We start from the raw sequence: 21197 nt of genomic DNA on the forward strand, positions 1-21197 counted from the left end.
GGCCCGAGCCGCCGACCGGAGCCGGGCACAAACCGGGCCGCAAGGCAGGCTCGCTGGTCGTCCTGGTGGATGGCGAGCTGACCCTGTACATGGAGCGCGGCGGCAAGACCCTCCTGGCCTGGCCCGCGGCCCCGGACACCGCGGCCACCGACGATCCCCGCCTCCGCACGGCCGCCGAGGCCCTGGCGGAGGCCGCCCGCGCGGGCTCGCTCGGCACGGTCACGGTGGAGCGGATCAACGGCGCCCAGGCCCTGACCGCCCCGATAGGCACCCTTCTGGAAGCGGCGGGATTCGTGGCGACACCCCGCGGCCTGCGCATGAGAGCGTGACGGCCTTCGTGGGCCGGCTTCGCCGCACGTGCGTGGCACCCTTGACCCATGCCCGAAGGTGACACGGTCTGGCAGGCCGCGCGGCGGCTGCACGAGGCCCTCGCGGGCAAGGCTCTGACCCGCAGCGACTTCCGGGTGCCGAAGTATGCGACGGTCGACCTGACCGGCCGCAGGGTGCTGAGCACGATTCCGCGCGGCAAGCACCTGCTCACCCGGTTCGAGGGCGGCCTGAGCCTCCACACCCACCTGCGTATGGAGGGGGCGTGGAAGGTGTACGGCACGGGCGAGCGCTGGCGGGGCGGGCCCGCCCATCAGATCCGCGCGGTGCTCGGCACCGCCGACCGCACGGCCGTCGGCTACCGCCTGCAGGTCCTGGAACTGCTGCGCACGACCGAGGAGGAACGCGTCGTCGGCCACCTCGGGCCCGATCTGCTCGGCCCGGACTGGAACCCCGAGCGCGCCCTGGCGAACCTGCTCGCGGACCCGGCCCGCCCGCTCGGCGAGGCCCTGCTCGACCAGCGCAATCTGGCCGGGATCGGCAACGTCTACAAGAGCGAGCTATGTTTCCTGCTCGGCGTCACCCCCTGGCTGCCGGTCGGCGCGCTCCCCGCGGACCGCGCCGAGAAGCTGCCCGCCCTCGCCAAGCGACTGCTGGAGGCGAACCGCGACCGCCCGGTGCGGCAGACCACGGGACTGCACCGGCCGGACCTGTTCGTCTACGGCCGCGCTCCCCGTCCCTGCCTGCGCTGCCGCACCCCCGTCCGGGTCGCCGACCAGGGAGACGGTTCCCAGGAACGCCCCACCTACTGGTGCCCCACCTGCCAGCCGGGCCCCGCTCCCGCACCGGGCGCACCGCAGCGCTGGCGGGAGCGCTACCCCCGCCGAACCGGCTGATCGCCCCGCGCGAGCGGGCGCCGCACCCCGACGTGCGGCCCCTCACAGCCGTACGCCCCGGCCGTCACCACTCCCCACAAACGTGACCATCTTCCGCAGCCGGACCTGTCCCCCACAGGCGTCATCACCTCCGCAGCCGGACCTCTCCCCCACAGCCGCCATCACCCCACACCCGAACCCACGCGCCGCGCCACGCCATTGACGATCCCCGCCACAACAAGCGTCGAGCCGTACGCCGACGAGTGCTGAGCCGTGTGCCAACAAGTGACGAGCTGCACATTAATTGACGGACTGTCAGAAACACTCGTACGGTCGCCTCATGGCTCTCACCGCGTACGACCTCACCGGGCGCACCGCGTTCGTCACCGGTGCCGCGGGCGGCATCGGCCGGGCCTCCGCCGTCCTGCTCGCCGAGGCGGGCGCGGCGGTGCACTGCGCCGACCGGGACGCGGACGGCCTGCACGGCACGGCCGAACTGATCGAGAGGCGCGGCGGCAGGGCCCTTACCCATGTCCTGGACGTCACCGACCGGCCGGCCCTCGCCGAGGCCGTTCGCGCCTGCGCGCGCCTGGACGTCATGGCGGCGATCGCCGGGATCATGCACAGCAGCCCGGTCCTGCGGACCCGCGACGAGGATCTGGACCGGGTGATGAACGTCAACTTCAAGGGCGTCCTGTACGCCTGCCAGGAGGCGGCCCGGCTGATGCTCGGCCACGACACCCGGGGCAGCATCGTCACGATGGCCTCCGGCGCGGTCGACACCGGCGGCCCCGGCCTGCTCTGCTACGGCGCGGCGAAGGCGGCCGTGGTGCAGCTGACCCGGACGCTGGCCACGGAGGTCGGCCGGCACGGCATCCGGGTCAACGCCGTCGCGCCGGGCTGGATCCGCACCCCCATGACCGACCGCCACGACCGCGGGACGCAGGAGCACACCGAGGCCGTGCTGGCCCGGATGGCGCCGCTGGGCCGGGTCGGCGAACCGGACGACGTCGCGCAGGCGGTGCTGTACCTGGCGTCGGACGCGTCGGCGTTCACCACTGGTCAGATACTGCGCCCGAACGGGGGTGTGGCGATGCCCTGGTAGCGTCCGCTCCCTGCCAGGCGGCCGTCCAGCGCCCGGTGCGCACGGCCCCGGCCGCCCGTCCTTTGGGCACGCAGTGCACGGGCAGCACACTCAGCCCCCACCCCCCGGCCGCGACGGCCCCCTCCAGCACGCCCGCCCCCTGCCCCAGGGCGAGCCTGAGGACGGCCCACCACCACACCGCCCCGAGCCCGAGCGCCACCGCCCAGCGCACTGTCAGCCCCACCATGGCCGCCATCACCTCCTGCGGGACGCTAGACCGCCGCCGGCCCCGCGCGGCAGGCGCACCAATGGGCTCACGGAAGCATCACCGGCCGGGCCCCTACGCGTTCTCCGCCTGGAACATCCAGTGATGCTTCTCCAGATCCGCCGTGATCCGGAGGAAGATGTCCTGGGTCACCGGGTCGGGCTCCGCGGTCGCGGCTACGCGTTCCCGCATCCGGGCGACCACGGCGCCCAGCGCGGTCACCATCGCCCCCACCGCGTCCGTGTCCTTGATCCAGCCCGCCGCCGTGGCTCCGATGCCGCTGTCGGCCGCCACCGTGGCCGCGCGTCCGTCGGGCGGGACGCCCAGCGACGACGCCCGCTCGGCGACGGTGTCCGAGTGGTCGCGTGCCGAGCTCACGACCTCGTCGAGCTGCAGGTGCACGGATCGGAAGCGGGGACCCACCACGTTCCAGTGGATCTGCTTGGCGGCCAGGGAGAGGTCGATCAGGTCCACGAGGGCGCCCTGCAGCGCCTCGGCCACGGTCTTCAGCTCGGCGTCGGCCAACCGGCTCTTCACGACGTACATCTGCTTCCTCCGATGCTGGGGGCGCCGTCACATCCCTCCACGATGACCGCACCGCCCAGGCCCGGCAAACGGATGCACATCGGGGCAGGAAGCCCGCAAGGCCCCGGCCTGCCGGCCAGGTCTTCCTGGAGCGGCAGGCCGGGGCCTCACACGTATCGGGGTTGACTATGCCGGCGTGAAGGTCACGCGGCGACCACGTCCACCGCTTCCGCGGGGGCCTTGATGGTCACCCGTTCCGGTGGCACACCGGTCACCGAGACGGAACCCAGCATCGGGCGGACCGGCGTGGGTACGGGCTCGGTGGCCGCGGCGGACTGGGCCAGTTCGGCGAGCGCGAGCTCGTCGCTCACCTCTCGCATGAGTTCCGACATCCGTACGTCCAGCGCGTCGCAGATGGCGGCGAGCAGCTCGGAGGAAGCCTCCTTCTGCCCCCGCTCCACCTCGGAGAGATAGCCGAGCGAGACTCGGGCGGACGAGGAGACTTCGCGCAGAGTACGGCCCTGGCGTTGGCGCTGCCGACGCAGCACGTCACCCAGCAGGCGACGGAGCAGAATCATCGGTGGCTCCCTCCTCGGACCGCGTAGCCGCATCCTTCACGCCCCACCGTACCGCCTCGCGCCGCGGCCGTGCGGGGAGCGATGTCGTGTTCACTCAGGGCTGCAAACATCAAAACCCCCCGTTCCGTTCCGTATCCTGTGCCCGCTCATTCCCAGTCTGTTCGCCCGCGAGCTGCTCCAGGAGCACCGCGAGTACGCTCCGTACACTCTCCATACGAATTTCCGAACGGCTGCCGTTCAACCGCAGCGCCTCCACTTTTCCGCCACCGGCAGAACCAGAGCCGGCGGTCAGTGGTCCGTCGACGGCCACGAAGACCGTCCCGACCGGCTTTCCGTCCTGGGGATCGGGGCCGGCGACCCCGGTGGTCGCGATGCCCCAGTCGGCCCCGAGGGCCTTGCGGACCCCGGCCGCCATCTCGGCCGCGACCTGCGGGTCCACGGCTCCGCGCTGCGCCAGCAGGGTGGCGTCGACGCCCAGCAGCCGGTGCTTCAGCTCGGTGGCGTACGCGGTGACCGAACCCCGGAACACCTTGGACGCTCCGGGGACGCCGGTGATCTCCGCCGCGACCAGGCCACCCGTGAGCGACTCGGCCACCGCGAGGGTCTCGCCCCTCACTGTCAGTAGTCGCACCGCTTCGGCGGCCCGGGAAGTCACGCTTGCGTCTCCTCCAACGCGGCGGCTCGCTCGGCGATTCCCCGCCGGCGCAGGACGATGGCCTGTCTCACATAGTCGAGACCGGTGACCACGGTCAGGACGACCGCCACGGCCATCACCCAGAACCTCAGAGTGGCCAGCCATCCCGTCAGCGCCAGCACGTACATCCCGACGGCCACCCCCTGGGTGAGCGTCTTGAGCTTGCCGCCGCGGCTGGCCGGGATCACGCCGTAGCGGATGACCAGAAAACGCAGCAGGGTGATGCCGAGTTCCCGGCCGAGAATGACGGCCGTCACCCACCACGGCAGATCGCCCAGGCCCGACAGGCAGATGAGCGCCGCTCCCATGATCGCCTTGTCGGCGATGGGGTCGGCGATCTTCCCGAAGTCGGTGACCAGGTTGTAGGTGCGCGCCAGATGCCCGTCGAACAGGTCGGTGATCATGGCGATGGCGAAGGCCGCCCAGGCGAGGGAGCGCCACGCCGGGTCGTACCCGCCGCCCGCCAGCATCAGCGCCACGAAGCCGGGCACCAGGACCAGCCGCAGCATGGTCAGCAGATTGGCGACGTTCCACACACTGGCCTGGTTGACGGCCGCGGCCGCGATCTTCGCGCCGCGCGCGGGCCTGGTGTCGGGCGTCACGTCGGCGCCGGGGGCAGGAGCAGAGCCGGAGACCTCGGGAACAACGCCGTCGGCAGCGGCGGGGCCCCGGGCGCCGTGCGCGCCGGAGGAGCCGCCCGCGGCGGATGCCGGGACTCCGGTCATCTGCCCGCCTCCTCACTACACGCGAGCGAGCCGGCCAGCGGCTCGGCCACCAGGTCGACGCCTTCCGTGGCGACCACCTTCGCCTCGACCATACGTCCGGCGCTCAGGCCTTCGCCGCTCGTGAGCAGCACCTGGCCGTCCGTCTCCGGCGCCTGGTGCGCGGCGCGGCCGTGGACGCCCTCCTCCTCGTCCACGGACTCCACCAGGACGTGCACGGTCGCGCCGACGCGCTCCTCGGCGCGCTGCGAGACGAGTTCCTCGGCGAGCCGGGAGACATGGGCGAGGCGCTCGGCGACGACGTCCTCGTCGAGCTTGTTTTCGTACGTCGCCGCCTCCGTGCCCTCCTCGTCGGAGTAGCCGAACACGCCGATGGCGTCCAGGCGGGCGCCGTTCAGGAAGCGCTCCAGCTCGGCCAGGTCCGCCTCGCTCTCGCCGGGGAAGCCGACGATGAAGTTGGAGCGCACGCCGGCCTCGGGCGCCTTGGAGCGGATCGTGTCGAGCAGTTCCAGGAAGCGGTCGGTGTCGCCGAAGCGGCGCATGGCGCGCAGCACGCCGGGCGCGGAGTGCTGGAAGGACAGGTCGAAGTACGGGGCGATCTTGGGCGTCGAGGTGAGGACGTCGATGAGCCCGGGGCGCATCTCGGCCGGCTGCAGGTAGCTCACCCGCACCCGCTCGATGCCGTCGACCTCGGCCAGCTCCGGCAGCAGCGACTCCAGCAGGCGGATGTCGCCGAGGTCCTTGCCGTAGGAGGTGTTGTTCTCGGAGACCAGCATGATCTCCTTCACCCCCTGCTCGGCCAGCCAGCGCGTCTCGTTCAGGACGTCGCTGGGGCGCCGGGAGATGAAGGAGCCCCGGAAGGACGGGATGGCGCAGAAGGAGCAGCGCCGGTCGCAGCCTGAGGCGAGCTTCACCGAGGCGACCGGGGAGCCGTCCAGGCGGCGGCGCAGCGGGGCACGGGGACCGGAGGCGGGCGCCAGGCCCTCGGGGAGGTCGGCCGGTCCGTGCCCGGGCAGCGCGACGGCGGCAGCCGATTCCTGCCGCTCGGCCGGGCTGATCGGCAGCAGCTTGCGGCGGTCGCGGGGGGTGTGGGAGGCGTGGATCCCGCCGGACAGGATGGTCTGCAGGCGGTCGGAGATGTCCGCGTAGTCGTCGAAGCCGAGCACGCCGTCGGCCTCGGGCAGCGCCTCGGCCAGTTCCTTGCCGTACCGCTCGGCCATGCAGCCCACCGCCACGACGGCCTGGGTTCTGCCATGGTCCTTGAGGTCGTTGGCCTCCAGCAGGGCGTCGACGGAGTCCTTCTTGGCGGCCTCGACGAATCCACAGGTGTTGACCACGGCGACGTCGGCGTCCGCGGCGTCCTCGACGAGCTGCCAGCCGTCCGCCTCCAAACGGCCTGCGAGCTCCTCGGAATCCACCTCGTTACGGGCGCAGCCGAGTGTGACGAGTGCGACGGTACGGCGTTCAGGCATGGGCTCAAGACTACTTCGTCTCGGCGACAGCCCACGTCGACGGGGTTGGCCGATCTCGGCCGACCCCGTCACATCCGCTCCCCCGACGGCCGGTCAGCCGGCCACGGGGTCGCCCTTCGTGTAGGTGAGGCGCTGCACCTGGCCCGGCTTGAAGTTGTCCTCGATCTTCTTGCCGTTGACGTAGAGCTCGATCGCGCCGGCGTCACCGAGGATCAGGTTGATCTTGGAGCTGTCCTGGAAGGTCTTGGACTCGCCCTTCTTCAGCAGCCCGTCGAAGAGCATCCGGCCATTGTGGTCCTTGGCCGAGATCCAGCTGCGCCCGTTCGGCGCGCTGACCTGGACGGTCACCTTGTCCTGGGGGGCGGCCGCGATGGCGCTGTCGGAGGGCTCGGGGGTCGGGGCCGCGGGCTTGTCCTTCGTCGGCGTGGGCGAGGGCGACGTGCCGGCGGCGGGCGTGGTGCCCTCGGCCACCTGCGACTTGGCGTCGCTGCCGCCGTCACCGCCCTTGAACGCGGTGAAACCGACGAAGCCGATCACGACGACGATCGCGGCGACCATCGCCGCGGTCCAGTTCGGCCCGCGCCGCTCGGGCCGGATCCGCTCGGCCTCGAACAGGGGCGCCGCCGGGGTGGGCGCGGGACGGCCTCCGTGCTCGGCGTCGTACTGGGCGATCAGCGGGGCAGGATCGAGGTGCACGGCCCTCGCCAGCGTGCGGATGTGCCCGCGCGCGTACACGTCGCCGCCACAGGGGGCGAAGTCGTCCGCCTCGATGGCGTGCACGATGGCGATGCGGACACGAGTGGCGCTGCTGACGTCGTCCACGGTGAGCCCGGCCTCGATCCGCGCCTGCTGGAGGGCACGGCCCACGGAGGGTCGGGCTTCCTGGGACTCGTCTGGGAAGGGACGCTCGTCTTCAGGGGAGTTGCCGATGGACACGGGGGCGCCTTTCGAGCGTGTAGCCACCTGTGCTGGAAGCTCAGTCTAGGGGGGGTACGAAAGGGTGGGGCAACCGGGCGGCAGGACTCTGTACGCCATCGGAATGGCCCGACAATCCGACGGCTGGACGGGCAGATACCCCCGATCGGGGCGCCTGCCTGTCCTCTCGCTCAACTTGACGTACGGCAAAGGGAAACGGTTGCTCGCCGATCTCTAACGGGTGGGTCACGGCAGCGGATGCGTGGCACGACGATCCGGCCGTCCGGCGTAACCCGAGTTGCACCGAGCGGCTCTTCGTACTATCCCTCGATCTCCCCGCGAATCAGCGCGAGCACGCCGTCGAGTTCGTCGGGTTTCACCAGAACGTCACGTGCCTTGGAGCCCTCGCTGGGTCCCACGATGTTGCGGGACTCCATGAGGTCCATGAGGCGGCCGGCCTTGGCGAAGCCGACCCGCAGCTTGCGCTGGAGCATGGACGTCGACCCGAACTGGGTCGAGACGACGAGTTCGGCCGCCTGGCACAGCAGGTCGAGGTCGTCGCCGATGTCCTCGTCGATCTCCTTCTTCTGCTTGGTGCCCACGGTGACGTCGTCCCGGAAGACGGGCGCCATCTGGTTCTTGCAGTGCTCGACGACGACCGCGATCTCTTCCTCGGTCACGAACGCGCCCTGCATACGGGTCGGCTTGTTCGCCCCCATCGGCAGGAACAGGCCGTCACCCTTGCCGATCAGCTTCTCGGCGCCCGGCTGGTCGAGGATCACCCGGGAGTCGGCCAGCGAGGACGTGGCGAAGGCGAGCCGCGAGGGCACGTTGGCCTTGATCAGGCCGGTGACCACGTCGACCGACGGACGCTGGGTGGCGAGCACCAGGTGGATTCCGGCCGCGCGCGCGAGCTGCGTGATGCGCACGATCGCGTCCTCCACGTCGCGCGGGGCGACCATCATCAGGTCCGCCAGCTCGTCCACGATCACCAGCAGGTACGGGTAGGGCTGCAGCTCCCGCTCGCTGCCCTCCGGCGGCTTGACCCTGCCCTCGCGCACCGCGCGGTTGAAGTCGTCGATGTGCCGGTAGCCGTAGGCGGCCAGGTCGTCGTACCTGAGATCCATCTCGCGGACGACCCACTGCAGCGCCTCGGCGGCCCGCTTGGGGTTGGTGATGATCGGCGTGATCAGGTGCGGGATGCCCTCGTAGGCGGTCAGCTCCACCCGCTTGGGGTCGACGAGGATCATCCGGACGTCCTCCGGGGTCGCCCGCATCATGACCGAGGTGATCAGGCAGTTGATGCAGGACGACTTGCCGGAGCCGGTGGCGCCGGCGACCAGCATGTGCGGCATCTTCGCGAGCGAGTGCATGACGTACCCGCCCTCGACGTCCTTGCCGAAGGCCACCAGCATCGGGTCGTCGTCCTCGGCGGACTCCGCGAGGCGCAACACGTCGCCGAGGTTCACCATCTCGCGGTCGGTGTTCGGGATCTCGATGCCGACCGCGGACTTGCCGGGGATGGGGCTGATGATCCGCACGTCGGGGCTGGCGACCGCGTACGCGATGTTCTTGGTCAGCGCGGTGATCCGCTCGACCTTCACGGCGGGCCCGAGCTCGACCTCGTAGCGGGTGACCGTCGGACCGCGGGTGAAGCCGGTGACCGCCGCGTCGACCTTGAACTCGGTGAAGACCTGGGTGAGCGAGGCGACGACCGCGTCGTTGGCGGCGCTGCGCGCCTTGCCGGGGCCGCCGCGGTGGAGCAGGTCCAGGGAGGGCAGTGCGTAGGTGATGTCCCCGGCGAGCTGGAGCTGCTCCGCGCGCGGCGGCAGGTCGCGGTGGTCCTCGGGGGCCTTCTTGGTGAGGTCGGGGACGACGGGGTCCGCCTTGAGCTTCTCCTGCTTGGGGCGCGCGGCCGGGACCGGCGTCGCGGGAGCGGCCGACGTCGCGAGCGCCGGTACCGGGGTCGTCTCCTCCCGGTCGCCGACGCTGACGCCCTGGGTGAGGTCGGCGACGAGCGGGGACGGCGGCATGCCGTGCAGGACGGCGCCGTCGAGCGCGGCGGCCGCGGCCGCCGCCACGTCCACGGCGTCCATCTGCCGCTGCGGGTCCGGCTGGGGCACCGCCGAGCGCCTGGGGCGGCTCCGGCGCTGCGCGAGGGCCTCCTGCTCGGCGCTGTCGGGGTCGTACGCCTGGGGGGCGCCGCGCCGCCCGCGGGGGCGCGCGGGCAGCGCCTCGCGCCATTGTTCCTCGTAGCGCTCGTCGTCCTCGGTGCCTTCCTCGGCCTCGTGGTCGTGCACCAGGCCCAGGCGCACGCCGAGCGCGCGCAGCCGCTGCGGGATGGCGTTGACCGGGGTGGCGGTCACCACGAGCAGACCGAAGACGGTCAGCAGGACCAGCAGGGGCACGGCGAGCGCCTCGGTCATGGCGTACGTCAGCGGGGTGGCCGCCGCCCACCCGATGAGGCCGCCGGCGTCCCTTATGGCCTGCATGCCGTCGCTGCGGGCGGGCGAGCCGCACGCGAGGTGGACCTGGCCGAGCACACCGATGACCAGCGCGGACAGGCCGATGACGATCCGGCCGTTGGCCTCCGGCTTCTCCGGGTGCCGGACGAACCGTACGGCGATCACCGCGAGCAGGATCGGCACCAGCAGGTCCAGCCGGCCGAAGGCGCCGGTGACCAGGATCTCCACCAGGTCGCCGACGGGCCCCTTGAGATCGGCCCAGGTACCGGCGGCGACGATCAGCGCGAGCCCGAACAGCAGCAGCGCGACGCCGTCCTTGCGGTGGGCGGGGTCGAGGTTCTTCGCGCCCTGCCCTATCCCGCGGAAGAGGGCGCCGACGGCGTGCGCCAGGCCGAGCCAGAGGGCGCGCACGAGCCGGTACACGCCCCCGGTCGGGCTCGGCGCCGGTTTCGGCGGGGCCTTCTTTGCCGGGGCCTTCTTGGCGGGCGCCTTCTTGGCCGGGGCCTTCTTCGCGGCGGCCTTCCTCGCCGGAGCGGCCGCCTTCTTGGCGGGCTGCTTCTTGGCTGCGGAGGAACGTGAGGCCATGGGTGTGAGGTTACCGGGGGAGACGACAGCGGACACGTGTGCCCACAGCTTCACCCGTTCGTGTCGCCCTTGCGGGGGCGCGAAGCTGACGCACGCTCATGGCCAACTGCCGTCTCCGGACGCGTCAGTTCTGCGACGGCACCGACGGACCGCCGGCCCCCGCCCCCGGCTCCAGGGCGTCGAGCGCCCGGCGCAGCCCGGTCAGTTTGCGTTCCAGATGGGCGGCCGTGGCCACCGCGGCCGCGTCCGCGGAGTCGTCGTCCAGCTGCTTGGACAGCGCCTCGGCCTGCTCCTCGACGGCGGCGAGCCGCGCGGACAGCTCGGCGAGCAGCCCCGCCGACTCCTTGCCGCCGACCGCACCCTTGCCGCCGCCCTCCAACTGCAGCCGCAGCAGCGCCGCCTGCTCCCGCAGCTGGCAGTTCTTCATGTACAGCTCCACGAAAACCGAGACCTTCGCGCGCAGCACCCACGGGTCGAACGGCTTGGAGATGTAGTCCACCGCGCCCGCCGCGTACCCCCGGAAGGTGTGGTGCGGACCGTGGTTGATCGCCGTGAGGAAGATGATCGGGATGTCCCGGGTCCGCTCGCGCCGCTTGATGTGCGCGGCGGTCTCGAACCCGTCCATGCCGGGCATCTGGACATCCAGCAGAATGACCGCGAAATCGTCCGTGAGCAGTGCCTTGAGCGCTTCCTCCCCGGACGATGCCCGCACCAGCGTCTGATCGAGCGCCGAGAGGATCGCCTCCAGCGCCAGCAGATTCTCCGGCCGGTCATCGACCAGGAGGATCTTGGCCTTCTGCACCATGGCCCGCCCTCCTCGCCCCGGCGGTACACCGGGCGCCGCCCCAGGGGACGACTCCCTTTCGCCGCCCGTCCTTGTGCCGGTCATCGTAGCCGCACCCCGCCTGTCGCCACACCCTGTCACCGCGATGTCACTGTGCACGTACCGGAAACGCGGCGGGAACCCCCTGGGTTCCCGGAATCCCGCATTCCCATACGCCCGACGCCACCTTATGCAGGCACCTCCCCGCACACGCCGAGGGTTCCCCGGGTGTTCACACCGTGGTCGGGCGATCCCGTCACTTCCCCCCCATCCACTGCTGCATCACGGCCAGGAGATGGTCCGGGTCGACCGGTTTGGTCACATAGTCGGAGGCGCCCGACTCGATCGCCTTCTCCCGGTCGCCCTTCATCGCCTTCGCGGTCAGGGCGATGATCGGCAGGCCGGCGAACTGCGGCATCCGCCGGATCGCCGTGGTCGTGGCGTACCCGTCCATCTCGGGCATCATGATGTCCATCAGGACGACCGCCACGTCGTCGTGCTGCTCCAGGACCTCGATGCCCTCGCGGCCGTTCTCGGCGTACAGCACCGACAGCCCGTGCTGCTCCAGGACGCTGGTGAGCGCGAACACGTTGCGGATGTCGTCGTCGACGATCAGCACCTTCTCGCCGGCGAACCGCACCTCGTGCGCGGACTGCGGCGCCCTGTCCTGCTCCGCGACCACGGCCCACTGGTCGCCGCGCTGCTCGCCCTGCGGCACGCTCCGCCGACGGCGCCGGAACATCGCCGCCGGGCCGTTCTGCGTCTCGCGGTACGACTTCACCTCGGCCGGCGTCTCGATCTCCGCGGCGGACAGCTCCGAGGACCGCTCCGCCTCGGAGGCGACCAGCTCGACGGCCTCCAGCTGCGCCACGGACTGCTGGTAGCCCTGCGGCGGCAGCTCGGTCGGGTGCAGCGGCAGGTAGAGCGTGAACGTCGAACCGCGGCCCGGCTCGCTCTGCGCGTGGATCTCGCCGCCGAGCAGCTGCGCGATCTCCCGCGAGATCGACAGGCCGAGGCCGGTGCCCCCGTACTTGCGGCTGGTGGTGCCGTCCGCCTGCTTGAACGCCTCGAAGATGACCCGCATCTTGCTGGCCGCGATGCCGATGCCGGTGTCCGTCACGGAGAACGCGATCAGCTCACCGTCCGGATCGGTCAGCGCACCCGCCTCCAGCAACTGCTCCCGGATCGACTGCGGCACGTCCGCGCCGGCCGGCCGGATGACCAGCTCCACCGACCCGGAGTCGGTGAACTTCACCGCGTTGGACAGCAGGTTGCGCAGCACCTGCAGCAGCCGCTGCTCGTCGGTGTGCAGGGTCGCCGGCAGCTCCGGGGAGACCCGCACGGACAGATCCAGGCCCTTCTCCGCGGTCAGCGGCCGGAAGGTGGCCTCCACGTAGTCCACGAGCTGTACGAGCGCGATGCGCGTCGGCGAGACGTCCATCTTGCCCGCCTCGACCTTCGACAGGTCGAGGATGTCGTTGATCAGCTGCAGCAGGTCCGAGCCGGCGCCGTGGATGGTCTCGGCGAACTCCACCTGCTTGGGGGAGAGGTTGCCCTCGGCGTTGTCGGCGAGCAGCTTGGCCAGGATCAGCAGCGAGTTGAGCGGGGTGCGCAACTCGTGCGACATGTTGGCGAGGAACTCGCTCTTGTAGCGCATCGACACCGCGAGTTGCTCGGCGCGCTCCTCCAGGACCTGCCGGGCCTCCTCGATCTCGGTGTTCTTCACCTCGATGTCGCGGTTCTGCCGGGCCAGCAGCTCGGCCTTCTCCTCCAGTTCCGCGTTGGACGCCTGCAGCGCCTTCTGCCGGTTCTCCAACTCGGCCGAACGTTCCCGCAGTTGCTCGGTCAGCTCCTGCGACTGCTTCAGCAGCTGCTCGGTCTTGGTGTTGACCGAGATGGTGTTGACGCTCGTCGCGATCATCTCGGCGATCTGGTTGAGGAAGTCCTTCTGGATCTGCGTGAACGGTGTGAAGGAGGCCAGCTCGATCACGCCGAGCACCTTGCCCTCGAACAGCACCGGCAGCACGATCACCTGCGCGGGCGGGGCCTCGCCGAGCCCGGAGGAGATCTTCAGGTAGCCGCTCGGCGCGTTCTCCACCAGGATCGTGCGCTTCTCCTGGGCGGCCGTGCCGACCAGCGCCTCACCGGGCCGGAACGACGTCGGCATGGAGCCCATCGAGTAGCCGTACGAGCCCAGCATCCGCAGCTCGTAGTGGTCCTCGCCGTCACCGACGTCCTTGCCCTCCATCAGCGGCATCGCCAGGAAGAACGCGCCGTGCTGCGCGGAGACCACCGGCGTCAGCTCGCTCATGATCAGCGACGCCACGTCCTCCAGGTCCCGGCGGCCCTGCATGAGCGCGGAGATGCGGGCCAGGTTGCCCTTGAGCCAGTCCTGCTCCTTGTTGGCGATCGTGGTGTCGCGCAGGTTGGCGATCATCTTGTTGATGTAGTCCTGCAGCTCCTGGATCTCGCCGGAGGCGTCGACGTCGATCTTCAGGTTCAGGTCGCCGCGGGTCACCGCGGTCGCCACGCGCGCGATGGCACGCACCTGCCGGGTCAGGTTCCCGGCCATCTCGTTCACGGACTCGGTCAGGTCCCGCCAGGTGCCGTCGACGTCACGCACGCGCGCCTGACCGCCGAGCTGTCCCTCGGTGCCCACCTCACGGGCCACGCGCGTGACCTCCTCGGCGAAGCTGGACAGCTGGTCGACCATCGTGTTGATCGTCGTCTTGAGCTCGAGGATCTCGCCGCGGGCGTCGATGTCGATCTTCTTCGTCAGGTCGCCCTTGGCGATCGCCGTGGTGACCATGGCGATGTTGCGCACCTGGCCGGTCAGGTTGGACGCCATCTGGTTCACGGACTCGGTGAGGTCCTTCCAGGTCCCGGCCACGCCCGGCACGTGCGCCTGGCCGCCCAGGATGCCGTCCGTGCCCACCTCACGGGCCACCTTCGTGACCTGGTCGGCGAACGAACTCAGCGTCTTCACCATCGTGTTGATCGTGTCGGCGAGCTGCGCGACCTCACCGCTCGCCTCGATCGTCACCTGCCGTGTCAGGTCACCGTTGGCGACCGCCGCGGCCACCTGCGAGATGTTGCGCACCTGCATGGTCAGGTTGTTGGCCATCAGGTTGACGTTGTTGCTCAGGTCCTTCCAGATGCCCGTGACGCCCGGCACGTGCGCCTGGCCGCCGAGGATGCCCTCGGTGCCCACCTCACGGGCCACCCGGGTCACCTGCTCGGCGAAGCTGGACAGCTGGTCAACCATGGTGTTGACCGTCGTGACGAGCTCGAGGATCTCGCCCTTCGCGTCAACAGTGATCTTCTTGGACAGGTCGCCCTTGGCGACCGCGGTCGTGACCTCGGCGATGTTGCGGACCTGGATCGTCAGGTTGTTCGCCATGAAGTTCACGGACTGCGTGAGGTCCTTCCAGGTGCCGGAGACCCCCTGCACCTCGGCCTGACCGCCGAGCATGCCCTCCGTACCCACCTCACGGGCCACACGCGTGACCTCCTGGGCGAACGACGACAGCTGGTCCACCATCGTGTTCAGGGTGTTCTTCAGTTCCAGGATCTCGCCGCGCGCGTCCACGGTGATCTTCTGCGACAGATCGCCCCGGGCCACGGCCGTGGCGACCTGCGCGATGTTGCGCACCTGGGCCGTCAGGTTGCCGGCCATGCCGTTCACGGAGTCGGTGAGGTCCCGCCACACACCGGCCACGCCCGGCACCTGCGCCTGCCCGCCCAGGCGGCCCTCGGTCCCCACGTCCCGGGCCACCCGGGTCACCTGGTCGGCGAAGGCGGACAGCTGGTCGACCATCGTGTTGATCGTGTTCTTCAGCTCGAGGATCTCGCCGCGCGCGTCCACGTCGATCTTCTGCGACAGGTCGCCGCGCGCCACGGCCGTCGTCACCTGGGCGATCTGCCGCACCTGGGACGTCAGGTTGCCGGCCATGAAGTTGACGGAGTCCGTCAGCTCCTTCCAGGTGCCCGACACCCCGTGCACCCGGGCCTGACCGCCCAGCCGGCCCTCCGTGCCCACGTCCCGGGCCATCCGCGTCACCTGGTCGGCGAAGCTCGACAGCTGGTCCACCATCCGGTTCACGGTGTTCTTCAGCTGGAGCATCTCGCCGGAGACGTCCACGGTGACCTTCTGCGACAGATCGCCGTTGGCCACCGCCGTGGTCACCTGGGCGATGTTGCGCACCTGCCCGGTGAGGTTGCGGAACGCGGTGTTGACGGAGTCCGTCAGGTCCTTCCACGTGCCGGCGGCCCCCGGAACCTGCGCCTGGCCGCCCAGCTCACCCTCGACACCGATCTCGCGCGCGACCCGCGTCACCTCGGCACCGAACGCCGAGAGCTGGTCCACCATGCCGTTGACGGTGTTCTTCAGCTCCAGCATCTCGCCGGCCACGTCCACGGTGACCTTCTGCGACAGGTCACCGCTGGCCACGGCCGTCGTCACGGCCGCGATGTCGCGCACCTGAGTGGTGAGGTTCCGGAACACCGTGTTGACGGAGTCCGTCAGATCCTTCCACGTGCCGGCCGCGCCCGGCACGTTCGCCTGGCCGCCCAGCCGCCCCTCCGCGCCGACCTCGTTGGCCACGCGCGTGACCTCGTCCGCGAAGATCCGCAGCGTCTCGGTCATCTGGTTGATCGTCTCGGCGAGCTGCGCCACCTCGCCGCGCGCCGGAACGGTCACCTTCTGCGACAGGTCACCGTTGGCGACCGCGGTCGTGACCTGGGAGATCCCGCGCACCTGTGCGGTCAGGTTGCCCGCCATCGTGTTGACGGAGTCGGTCAGCTCCTTCCACACACCGGCCACCTCGGGCACCTGCGCGCGGCCGCCCAGAATGCCCTCGGTGCCCACCTCCCGGGCCACGCGCGTGACCTCGGAGGAGAAGGCCGACAGCTGGTCCACCATCGTGTTGACGGTGTTCTTCAGCTCCAGCATCTCGCCGGCCACATGGACGGTCACCTTGCGTGACAGATCGCCCTTCGCCACCGCGGTGGTCACCAGCGCGATGTCCCGCACCTGCGCGGTCAGCCGGTCGGCCATCGTGTTGACGGACTCGGTCAAGTCCTTCCACGAACCGGACATACCGCGCAACCGGGCCTGACCGCCGAGCTTGCCCTCGGTGCCGACCTCGCTGGCCACGCGCGTGACCTCGTCCGTGAAGGTCGACAGCTGGTCGACCAGGTTGTTGACGGTACGGCCGACCTTCAGGAACTCGCCCCGCAGCGGGTGCCCGGTGCCACCGTCCGGCGCCTGCGTCCGCAGCTCCATCCGCGGCGACAGATCGCCCTCCGCGACCGCCGTGAGCACCCGGCTGACCTCCGACACGGGCCAGACGAGGTCGTCCACCAGTGCGTTGGAGTTGTCGATCGCGGCCGCCCAGGAGCCCTCGCAGGCGCCCGTCTCCAGCCGTTCCGTGAGCTTTCCCTCACGTCCCACCATGCGCCGCACCCGCGACAGCTCACCCGTCAGGTGCATGTTGCGGTCCGCGACCTCGTTGAAGACGGCCGCGATCTCCGACATCACGCCGCCCCCGGACACCGTGAGCCGCTTGCGGAAGTTCCCGTCACGCATCGCCACGAGAGCCACCAGCAGGCGGTTCAGGGCAGCCGTGTCGACCTCGGTGGTACCGCCGCTCCTGGCCAGGGACGGTCCGCCCTTCGCGCGCGTCTTCGTGCCACGCGTCGCTGCGCCAGACTCCACTGTGTCCCTCCCGGGGGATCGCCCGTTACTGCCGTGTGCGGCCGCTTCGGCCCGGCACGCCGGTGCTCGGCATACCGGTTGCCTCCGCGTACCGGTTACTGCTGCGTACTTCTGCCAGACGTGATCCGGCCACACCAGGGGCTGCTGCCCACCCTGCACGGAACACACGCACCCCGATCCGACCTTCGTCAGAAGCTTGCCCAGTGTTTCACCCCGCCCGAACCAGGCCATAACAGTTCGGCAGCTTCGCACATCGTCCGCACACCCTTGGGGGCGTAAACACCGGCGACCGGCATCCGCTCGGACGGCGAAGGTAAGTAACCTTGCATGCGGCTGTCCAGCCGCACCGGCGCCGACCGGCCTGGGCGGTGGCACGAGAACGAGCGGGCATCGGAGGGCGGCCGCAGACCATGACCACCGGACTGATCCCCGGGGACCAGCCCCCGGAGCCACAGCCGACGGGCGCGCTGATGCCGCAGCAGCGGCACGAGCCGGCCGGCCGGGCAGCCTTGCACGCCGACAACCGGACGAGGAGTTCTGTGATCACCGCGCGCGCGGCCGCCACCTTCAAGCCCGTCGGGCGATCGGTCGCGACCGCCCGGTCCTTCGTCCGCGACACCCTCCAGGGGTGGGGCTTCGCCGACATCGTGGACGACGCCGTCGTCCTCACCAGCGAACTGGTGACCAACGCCGTCGTCCACGCGGGCACACACGCGGAGGTGCTGTGCCTGCGCACCGAGGACGGCGTCCGCATCGAGGTCTCCGACCGCTACCCCGAACGCGAGGTTCCGCTCCAGAGCTCCCCCGCCACCATGGGCAGCCCGGACCGCGAGGGCGGCCGCGGACTGCAGCTGTGCGCGGCTCTGGCCACCCGCTGGGGCGTGGACTACACCCCGACCCACAAGAACGTCTGGTTCCAGCTCAACCTGCCCGAACGCGCGGTCGGCACCCGCACGGCAGGTCCTTCCCTGCCTGCCGACCTGCTGCCCCTGGCCGACGGCCGGGTCCGTGTCGCCGTCGTCCAGGTCGACCGCAAGGGCGCCGTCACGGCCTGGAACGAGGACGCGGAGGAGATCTTCGGACACCCGGCCGCGGAGGTGACCGGCAAGCCGCTCACCGAACTCGCGGCCTGGCCGCACACCCCCGGCACGGGCACGGGCGTCGCCGAGGCCCTGCAGCTGTCCCGCTGGGAGGGCAGCTACGGCATCCGCGGCGCCGACGGCCGGGTCGTGCCGGTGTACGCCTCCCACCTGCGGGTCCGCGACACCGGCGGGGAACCGTCCACCGTCTGCCTCCTGGTCCGGGACCACGAGCGCGCCGTCCTCCAGACGCCGTCACGGGTCCCGGCCACCGACCAGGCCCCGTCGTCCGACGGCCAGAGCGCCGACCCGTTCGAGGTCTTCATCGGCTCCCCCGCGCCGGACGACCTCGACGGACTGCTCCAGCGCACGGTGGAGCGCGCCCGCGACATGCTCGACGCCGACTCCGCGTTCCTGCTGCTGGCCACCGACGACGAGACCGAGCTGGAGGTCCGCGCCTCCACCGGCCTGCCCTCCGCGCGCCAGCGCTTCGCGCGCGTGCCCGTCGACGCGGGCCCCGGCCGCTACGGCTCGGCGCGCATGCCCGCCGTGCACGACGACCTGGCGGCCGTCCCCGGCGCCGTACCGCTCCTGTCGGGCACCGGCATGCGATCGGTCGTCACGGTCCCGCTGAAGGTCGAGGGCCGCCTCACCGGCTCCCTCGGCGTCGCGGCGGAGTCGCCCGGCAGATACTCCAACGAGGAGGCGCTGCGGCTGCAGTTCGCCGCGGACCGCATCGCCCTGGCCGTCGAGTCGGCCCGCCTCGGCGAGCTGGAGCGGCTGCGCCGCGGCTCCCTGAGCTTCCTGGTCGAGGCGTCCGACCTGCTGGCCGGCACCCTGGACCGCGACCAGACACTGGCCCTCATGGCCCAGATGACGGTCCCCACCCTGGCCACCTGGTGCGCCGTCTACACGATCGCCGACCAGGCCTCGGAACCGTATCTGTCGTACGTCCTGCACGAGGACGAGGAACTCATCGACGGCATCAAGTCGTTGCTGTCGAAGGTCCCACCGCCGGACCCGGTACCGACGCCGGGCGCCCGGGTCTGGACGGCCCCCGGCGAGGTCGCCCACCGCGCCGCCCTGCGCACCTCGATGCGCAGCCTCGGCCTGACCGGCGGCCCCACGCACCAGGTCTCCCCCGGCATCGGCCCGACCCTCGCGACGGCCTCCGCGGTCGGCGGCGAGACGGTGGTCCTGCCACTCGTCGCCCGCAACCGCGTCATCGGCATGCTGGTCCTCGGCAAGCCCACCGACGAGCACTTCCGCCAGGAGATCCTGGAACTGGCCGAAGACCTCTCCCGCCGGGCCGCCCTCGCCCTGGACAACGCCCGGCTGTACTCGGAGCGCACGGCCATCAGCCAGGCCCTCCAGCGCAGCCTGCTCCCGCCCGGCACACCGCACATCGACGGCGTCGAGGTGGAGGTCATCTACCGCGCGGCCGGCGAGGGCAACGAGGTCGGCGGCGACTTCTACGACCTCTTCCCCATCGGCAACGGCGCGTACGGCTTTGCCATCGGCGACGTCTGCGGCACGGGCCCCAACGCGGCGGCGGTCACCGGACTGGCTCGGCACGCCCTGCGGCTGCTGGCCCGCGAGGGCCTGAGCGGCCCGGCGGTCCTGGAACGACTGAACTCCGCCATCCTCGACGAGGGCGACCGCAGCCGCTTCCTGACCCTCCTCTACGGCGAGCTGCGCCCGCAGGAGGACGGCAGCGCCGAGCTGAAGGTGGTCTGCGCCGGTCACCCGCTCCCGCTGCGGCTGCGCCAGGACGGCACGGTGATGGCGGCGGCCGAACCGCAGCCCCTGCTCGGCGTCATCGAGGACCTGGAGCTGTACGAGGAGAGGGTCACCCTCGACCCCGGTGACGTGCTGCTCTGCGTCACCGACGGTGTCACCGAGCGCCGGGAGGGGACACGCATGCTCGGCGACGACGGCCTCGCCGACGTCCTCACCACGTGCACGGGCCTGACAGCGGGAGCGGTCGCCGCCCGCATCATGCGCGCGGTGGAGCGCTTCGCGTCCGACGCCCCGTCCGACGACATGGCGATTCTGGCGATGAGAGTTCCCGGAATCCACAAAGAGGCATGAGACACGAAAAGACCCCACCCGGAAGGGTGGGGTCCTTTTGCCGGAGCCCCCAAACGGAATCGAACCGTTGACCTTCTCCTTACCATGGAGACGCTCTGCCGACTGAGCTATAGGGGCCTTGCCGCTTTCGAGGTTTCCCTCGCGACGACGAAGAAAACTCTACCCCGAACAGGCCCGACTTCCCAAACGCGTTCGGTGACCGGTCAGAAGGCGGCCTGAAACAGTCCACCGAGAGCGTTGCACGCGGAGGCTGTCCGCTGCACCTCACGCTTGGTGAGAGAGGCGTCGACGGGTAGCGCGAGCGTCTCGTCGGCGGCCTGTTCGGTCTGCGGCAGGGACAGGTACCGACGGAATTCCGGCAGCCGGTGCACCGGCGTCTTCACCGGCACCCGGCAGTCAACTCCCTTGGCCCGCAGGGCGCGTGCGAAGGCGTCCCGGTCCGGCCGGCCGTTCCCCGGCACCCGCACGACGTACTGCTGGTAGGTGTGCCCGTCGCCACCGTCCGGCGTGCGCACGCCCTTCAGCTTCCGGTCGAGATACGCGGCCCGCTCCCGGCGCTGGGCAGTCTCCTCGTACGGCGCCTCGGACTCGCCCTGTTCCAGCACGAGCAGTCCGTGCCGGTGCCCCAGCGCGTGAAACCGGCCCACGTCCGCCCGCCGGCCGAATCGGTGGACCACAACGACGGCCGCGGTGCGGGGAGTCACGGCAGCCTCGACCGCCTGTGGGTCGAGGCAGTAGGTCACCGGATCTATGTCCGCGAACACCGGGAGCGCGCCGGCCAGGGTCACCGACTCGGCGACCTCGACGTTTCCGAAGGCGGGTACGACGACCTCGTCACCGGCTCCGACGCCGGCGGCCCTGAGCATTGCAGCAGTTCCCATGCGTTGGATGCTGGGCCCGCAACGTGAACGACGCGTTACGCACAACAGAAAAAGGCCGGACCCCGAACCGAAGTTCAGGATCCGACCTTTTTGAAGAATT

14 protein-coding genes and 1 tRNA gene are annotated in these 21197 nt (G+C 70.8%); 4 read left to right on the forward strand and 11 right to left on the reverse strand.

Annotated elements, in window-relative coordinates; translation table 11 throughout:
* The 3 genes from ACLU3S_RS25820 to ACLU3S_RS25830 all read left to right on the forward strand — a co-directional run.
* Positions 1-329, forward strand: a 329-nt coding sequence (locus tag ACLU3S_RS25820) for a hypothetical protein (protein WP_413954343.1), incomplete at its 5' end; no start/stop codon positions are given.
* A gap of 48 nt (positions 330-377) precedes the next feature.
* Entirely contained in the window at positions 378-1223 is an 846-nt protein-coding gene (locus ACLU3S_RS25825; RefSeq protein WP_413954344.1) for an Fpg/Nei family DNA glycosylase, read from the forward strand.
* Positions 1224-1542: 319 nt separating this feature from the next.
* Complete coding sequence (locus ACLU3S_RS25830; protein WP_413954345.1) at positions 1543-2307, forward strand: SDR family NAD(P)-dependent oxidoreductase; 765 nt, start codon at positions 1543-1545, stop codon at positions 2305-2307.
* A gap of 319 nt (positions 2308-2626) precedes the next feature.
* Here ACLU3S_RS25830 and ACLU3S_RS25835 read toward each other — a convergent pair whose 3' ends face one another.
* The 9 genes from ACLU3S_RS25835 to ACLU3S_RS25875 form a co-directional block, all read right to left on the reverse strand.
* Positions 2627-3097 (reverse strand): Dps family protein, encoded by a 471-nt coding sequence (locus tag ACLU3S_RS25835; RefSeq protein WP_413954346.1) that lies wholly within the window; start codon positions 3095-3097, stop codon positions 2627-2629.
* A 182-nt stretch (positions 3098-3279) separates the two neighbouring features.
* The gene (locus ACLU3S_RS25840; RefSeq protein ID WP_053666341.1) at positions 3280-3654 is read right to left on the reverse strand and encodes a helix-turn-helix domain-containing protein; all 375 of its coding nucleotides are present in this window, start codon (positions 3652-3654) and stop codon (positions 3280-3282) included.
* A 109-nt stretch (positions 3655-3763) separates the two neighbouring features.
* The gene (locus ACLU3S_RS25845; RefSeq protein ID WP_413954347.1) at positions 3764-4309 is read right to left on the reverse strand and encodes a CinA family protein; all 546 of its coding nucleotides are present in this window, start codon (positions 4307-4309) and stop codon (positions 3764-3766) included.
* Positions 4306-5073 carry a CDP-diacylglycerol--glycerol-3-phosphate 3-phosphatidyltransferase gene (gene pgsA, locus ACLU3S_RS25850; RefSeq protein WP_413954348.1) on the reverse strand — a complete coding sequence of 256 codons (768 nt, stop codon included), beginning with the start codon at positions 5071-5073 and terminating at the stop codon, positions 4306-4308. Before pgsA ends, ACLU3S_RS25845 begins: the two co-directional genes overlap by 4 nt.
* The gene (rimO, locus tag ACLU3S_RS25855; RefSeq protein ID WP_413954349.1) at positions 5070-6542 is read right to left on the reverse strand and encodes a 30S ribosomal protein S12 methylthiotransferase RimO; all 1473 of its coding nucleotides are present in this window, start codon (positions 6540-6542) and stop codon (positions 5070-5072) included. Before rimO ends, pgsA begins: the two co-directional genes overlap by 4 nt.
* Positions 6543-6635: 93 nt before the next feature.
* Entirely contained in the window at positions 6636-7478 is an 843-nt protein-coding gene (locus ACLU3S_RS25860) for a RodZ domain-containing protein (RefSeq protein ID WP_413954350.1), read from the reverse strand.
* Between the two features lie 299 nt (positions 7479-7777).
* On the reverse strand, positions 7778-10507 hold the full coding sequence (locus ACLU3S_RS25865) for a DNA translocase FtsK (protein WP_413954351.1): 2730 nt from the start codon (positions 10505-10507) through the stop codon (positions 7778-7780).
* Between the two features lie 124 nt (positions 10508-10631).
* Positions 10632-11312 (reverse strand): two-component system response regulator, encoded by a 681-nt coding sequence (locus ACLU3S_RS25870; RefSeq protein WP_413954352.1) that lies wholly within the window; start codon positions 11310-11312, stop codon positions 10632-10634.
* A gap of 274 nt (positions 11313-11586) precedes the next feature.
* The gene (locus tag ACLU3S_RS25875; RefSeq protein ID WP_413954353.1) at positions 11587-17046 is read right to left on the reverse strand and encodes a HAMP domain-containing protein; all 5460 of its coding nucleotides are present in this window, start codon (positions 17044-17046) and stop codon (positions 11587-11589) included.
* Between the two features lie 410 nt (positions 17047-17456).
* Here ACLU3S_RS25875 and ACLU3S_RS25880 point away from each other — a divergent pair, with 410 nt between their 5' ends.
* Positions 17457-20216 carry a SpoIIE family protein phosphatase gene (locus tag ACLU3S_RS25880; protein ID WP_413954354.1) on the forward strand — a complete coding sequence of 920 codons (2760 nt, stop codon included), beginning with the start codon at positions 17457-17459 and terminating at the stop codon, positions 20214-20216.
* Between the two features lie 44 nt (positions 20217-20260).
* Here the strand turns inward: ACLU3S_RS25880 and ACLU3S_RS25885 are convergent.
* Together ACLU3S_RS25885 and ACLU3S_RS25890 are read right to left on the reverse strand one after the other, a co-directional pair.
* A tRNA-Thr gene (locus ACLU3S_RS25885) sits at positions 20261-20333 on the reverse strand.
* An 86-nt stretch (positions 20334-20419) separates the two neighbouring features.
* Positions 20420-21082, reverse strand: a complete 663-nt coding sequence (locus tag ACLU3S_RS25890) for a DegT/DnrJ/EryC1/StrS family aminotransferase (RefSeq protein WP_413954355.1) — start codon at positions 21080-21082, stop codon at positions 20420-20422.
* Positions 21083-21197: the final 115 nt, after the last annotated feature.

This window comes from Streptomyces sp. AF1A, assembly GCF_047340315.1.
Taxonomy (GTDB): Bacteria; Actinomycetota; Actinomycetes; order Streptomycetales; family Streptomycetaceae; genus Streptomyces.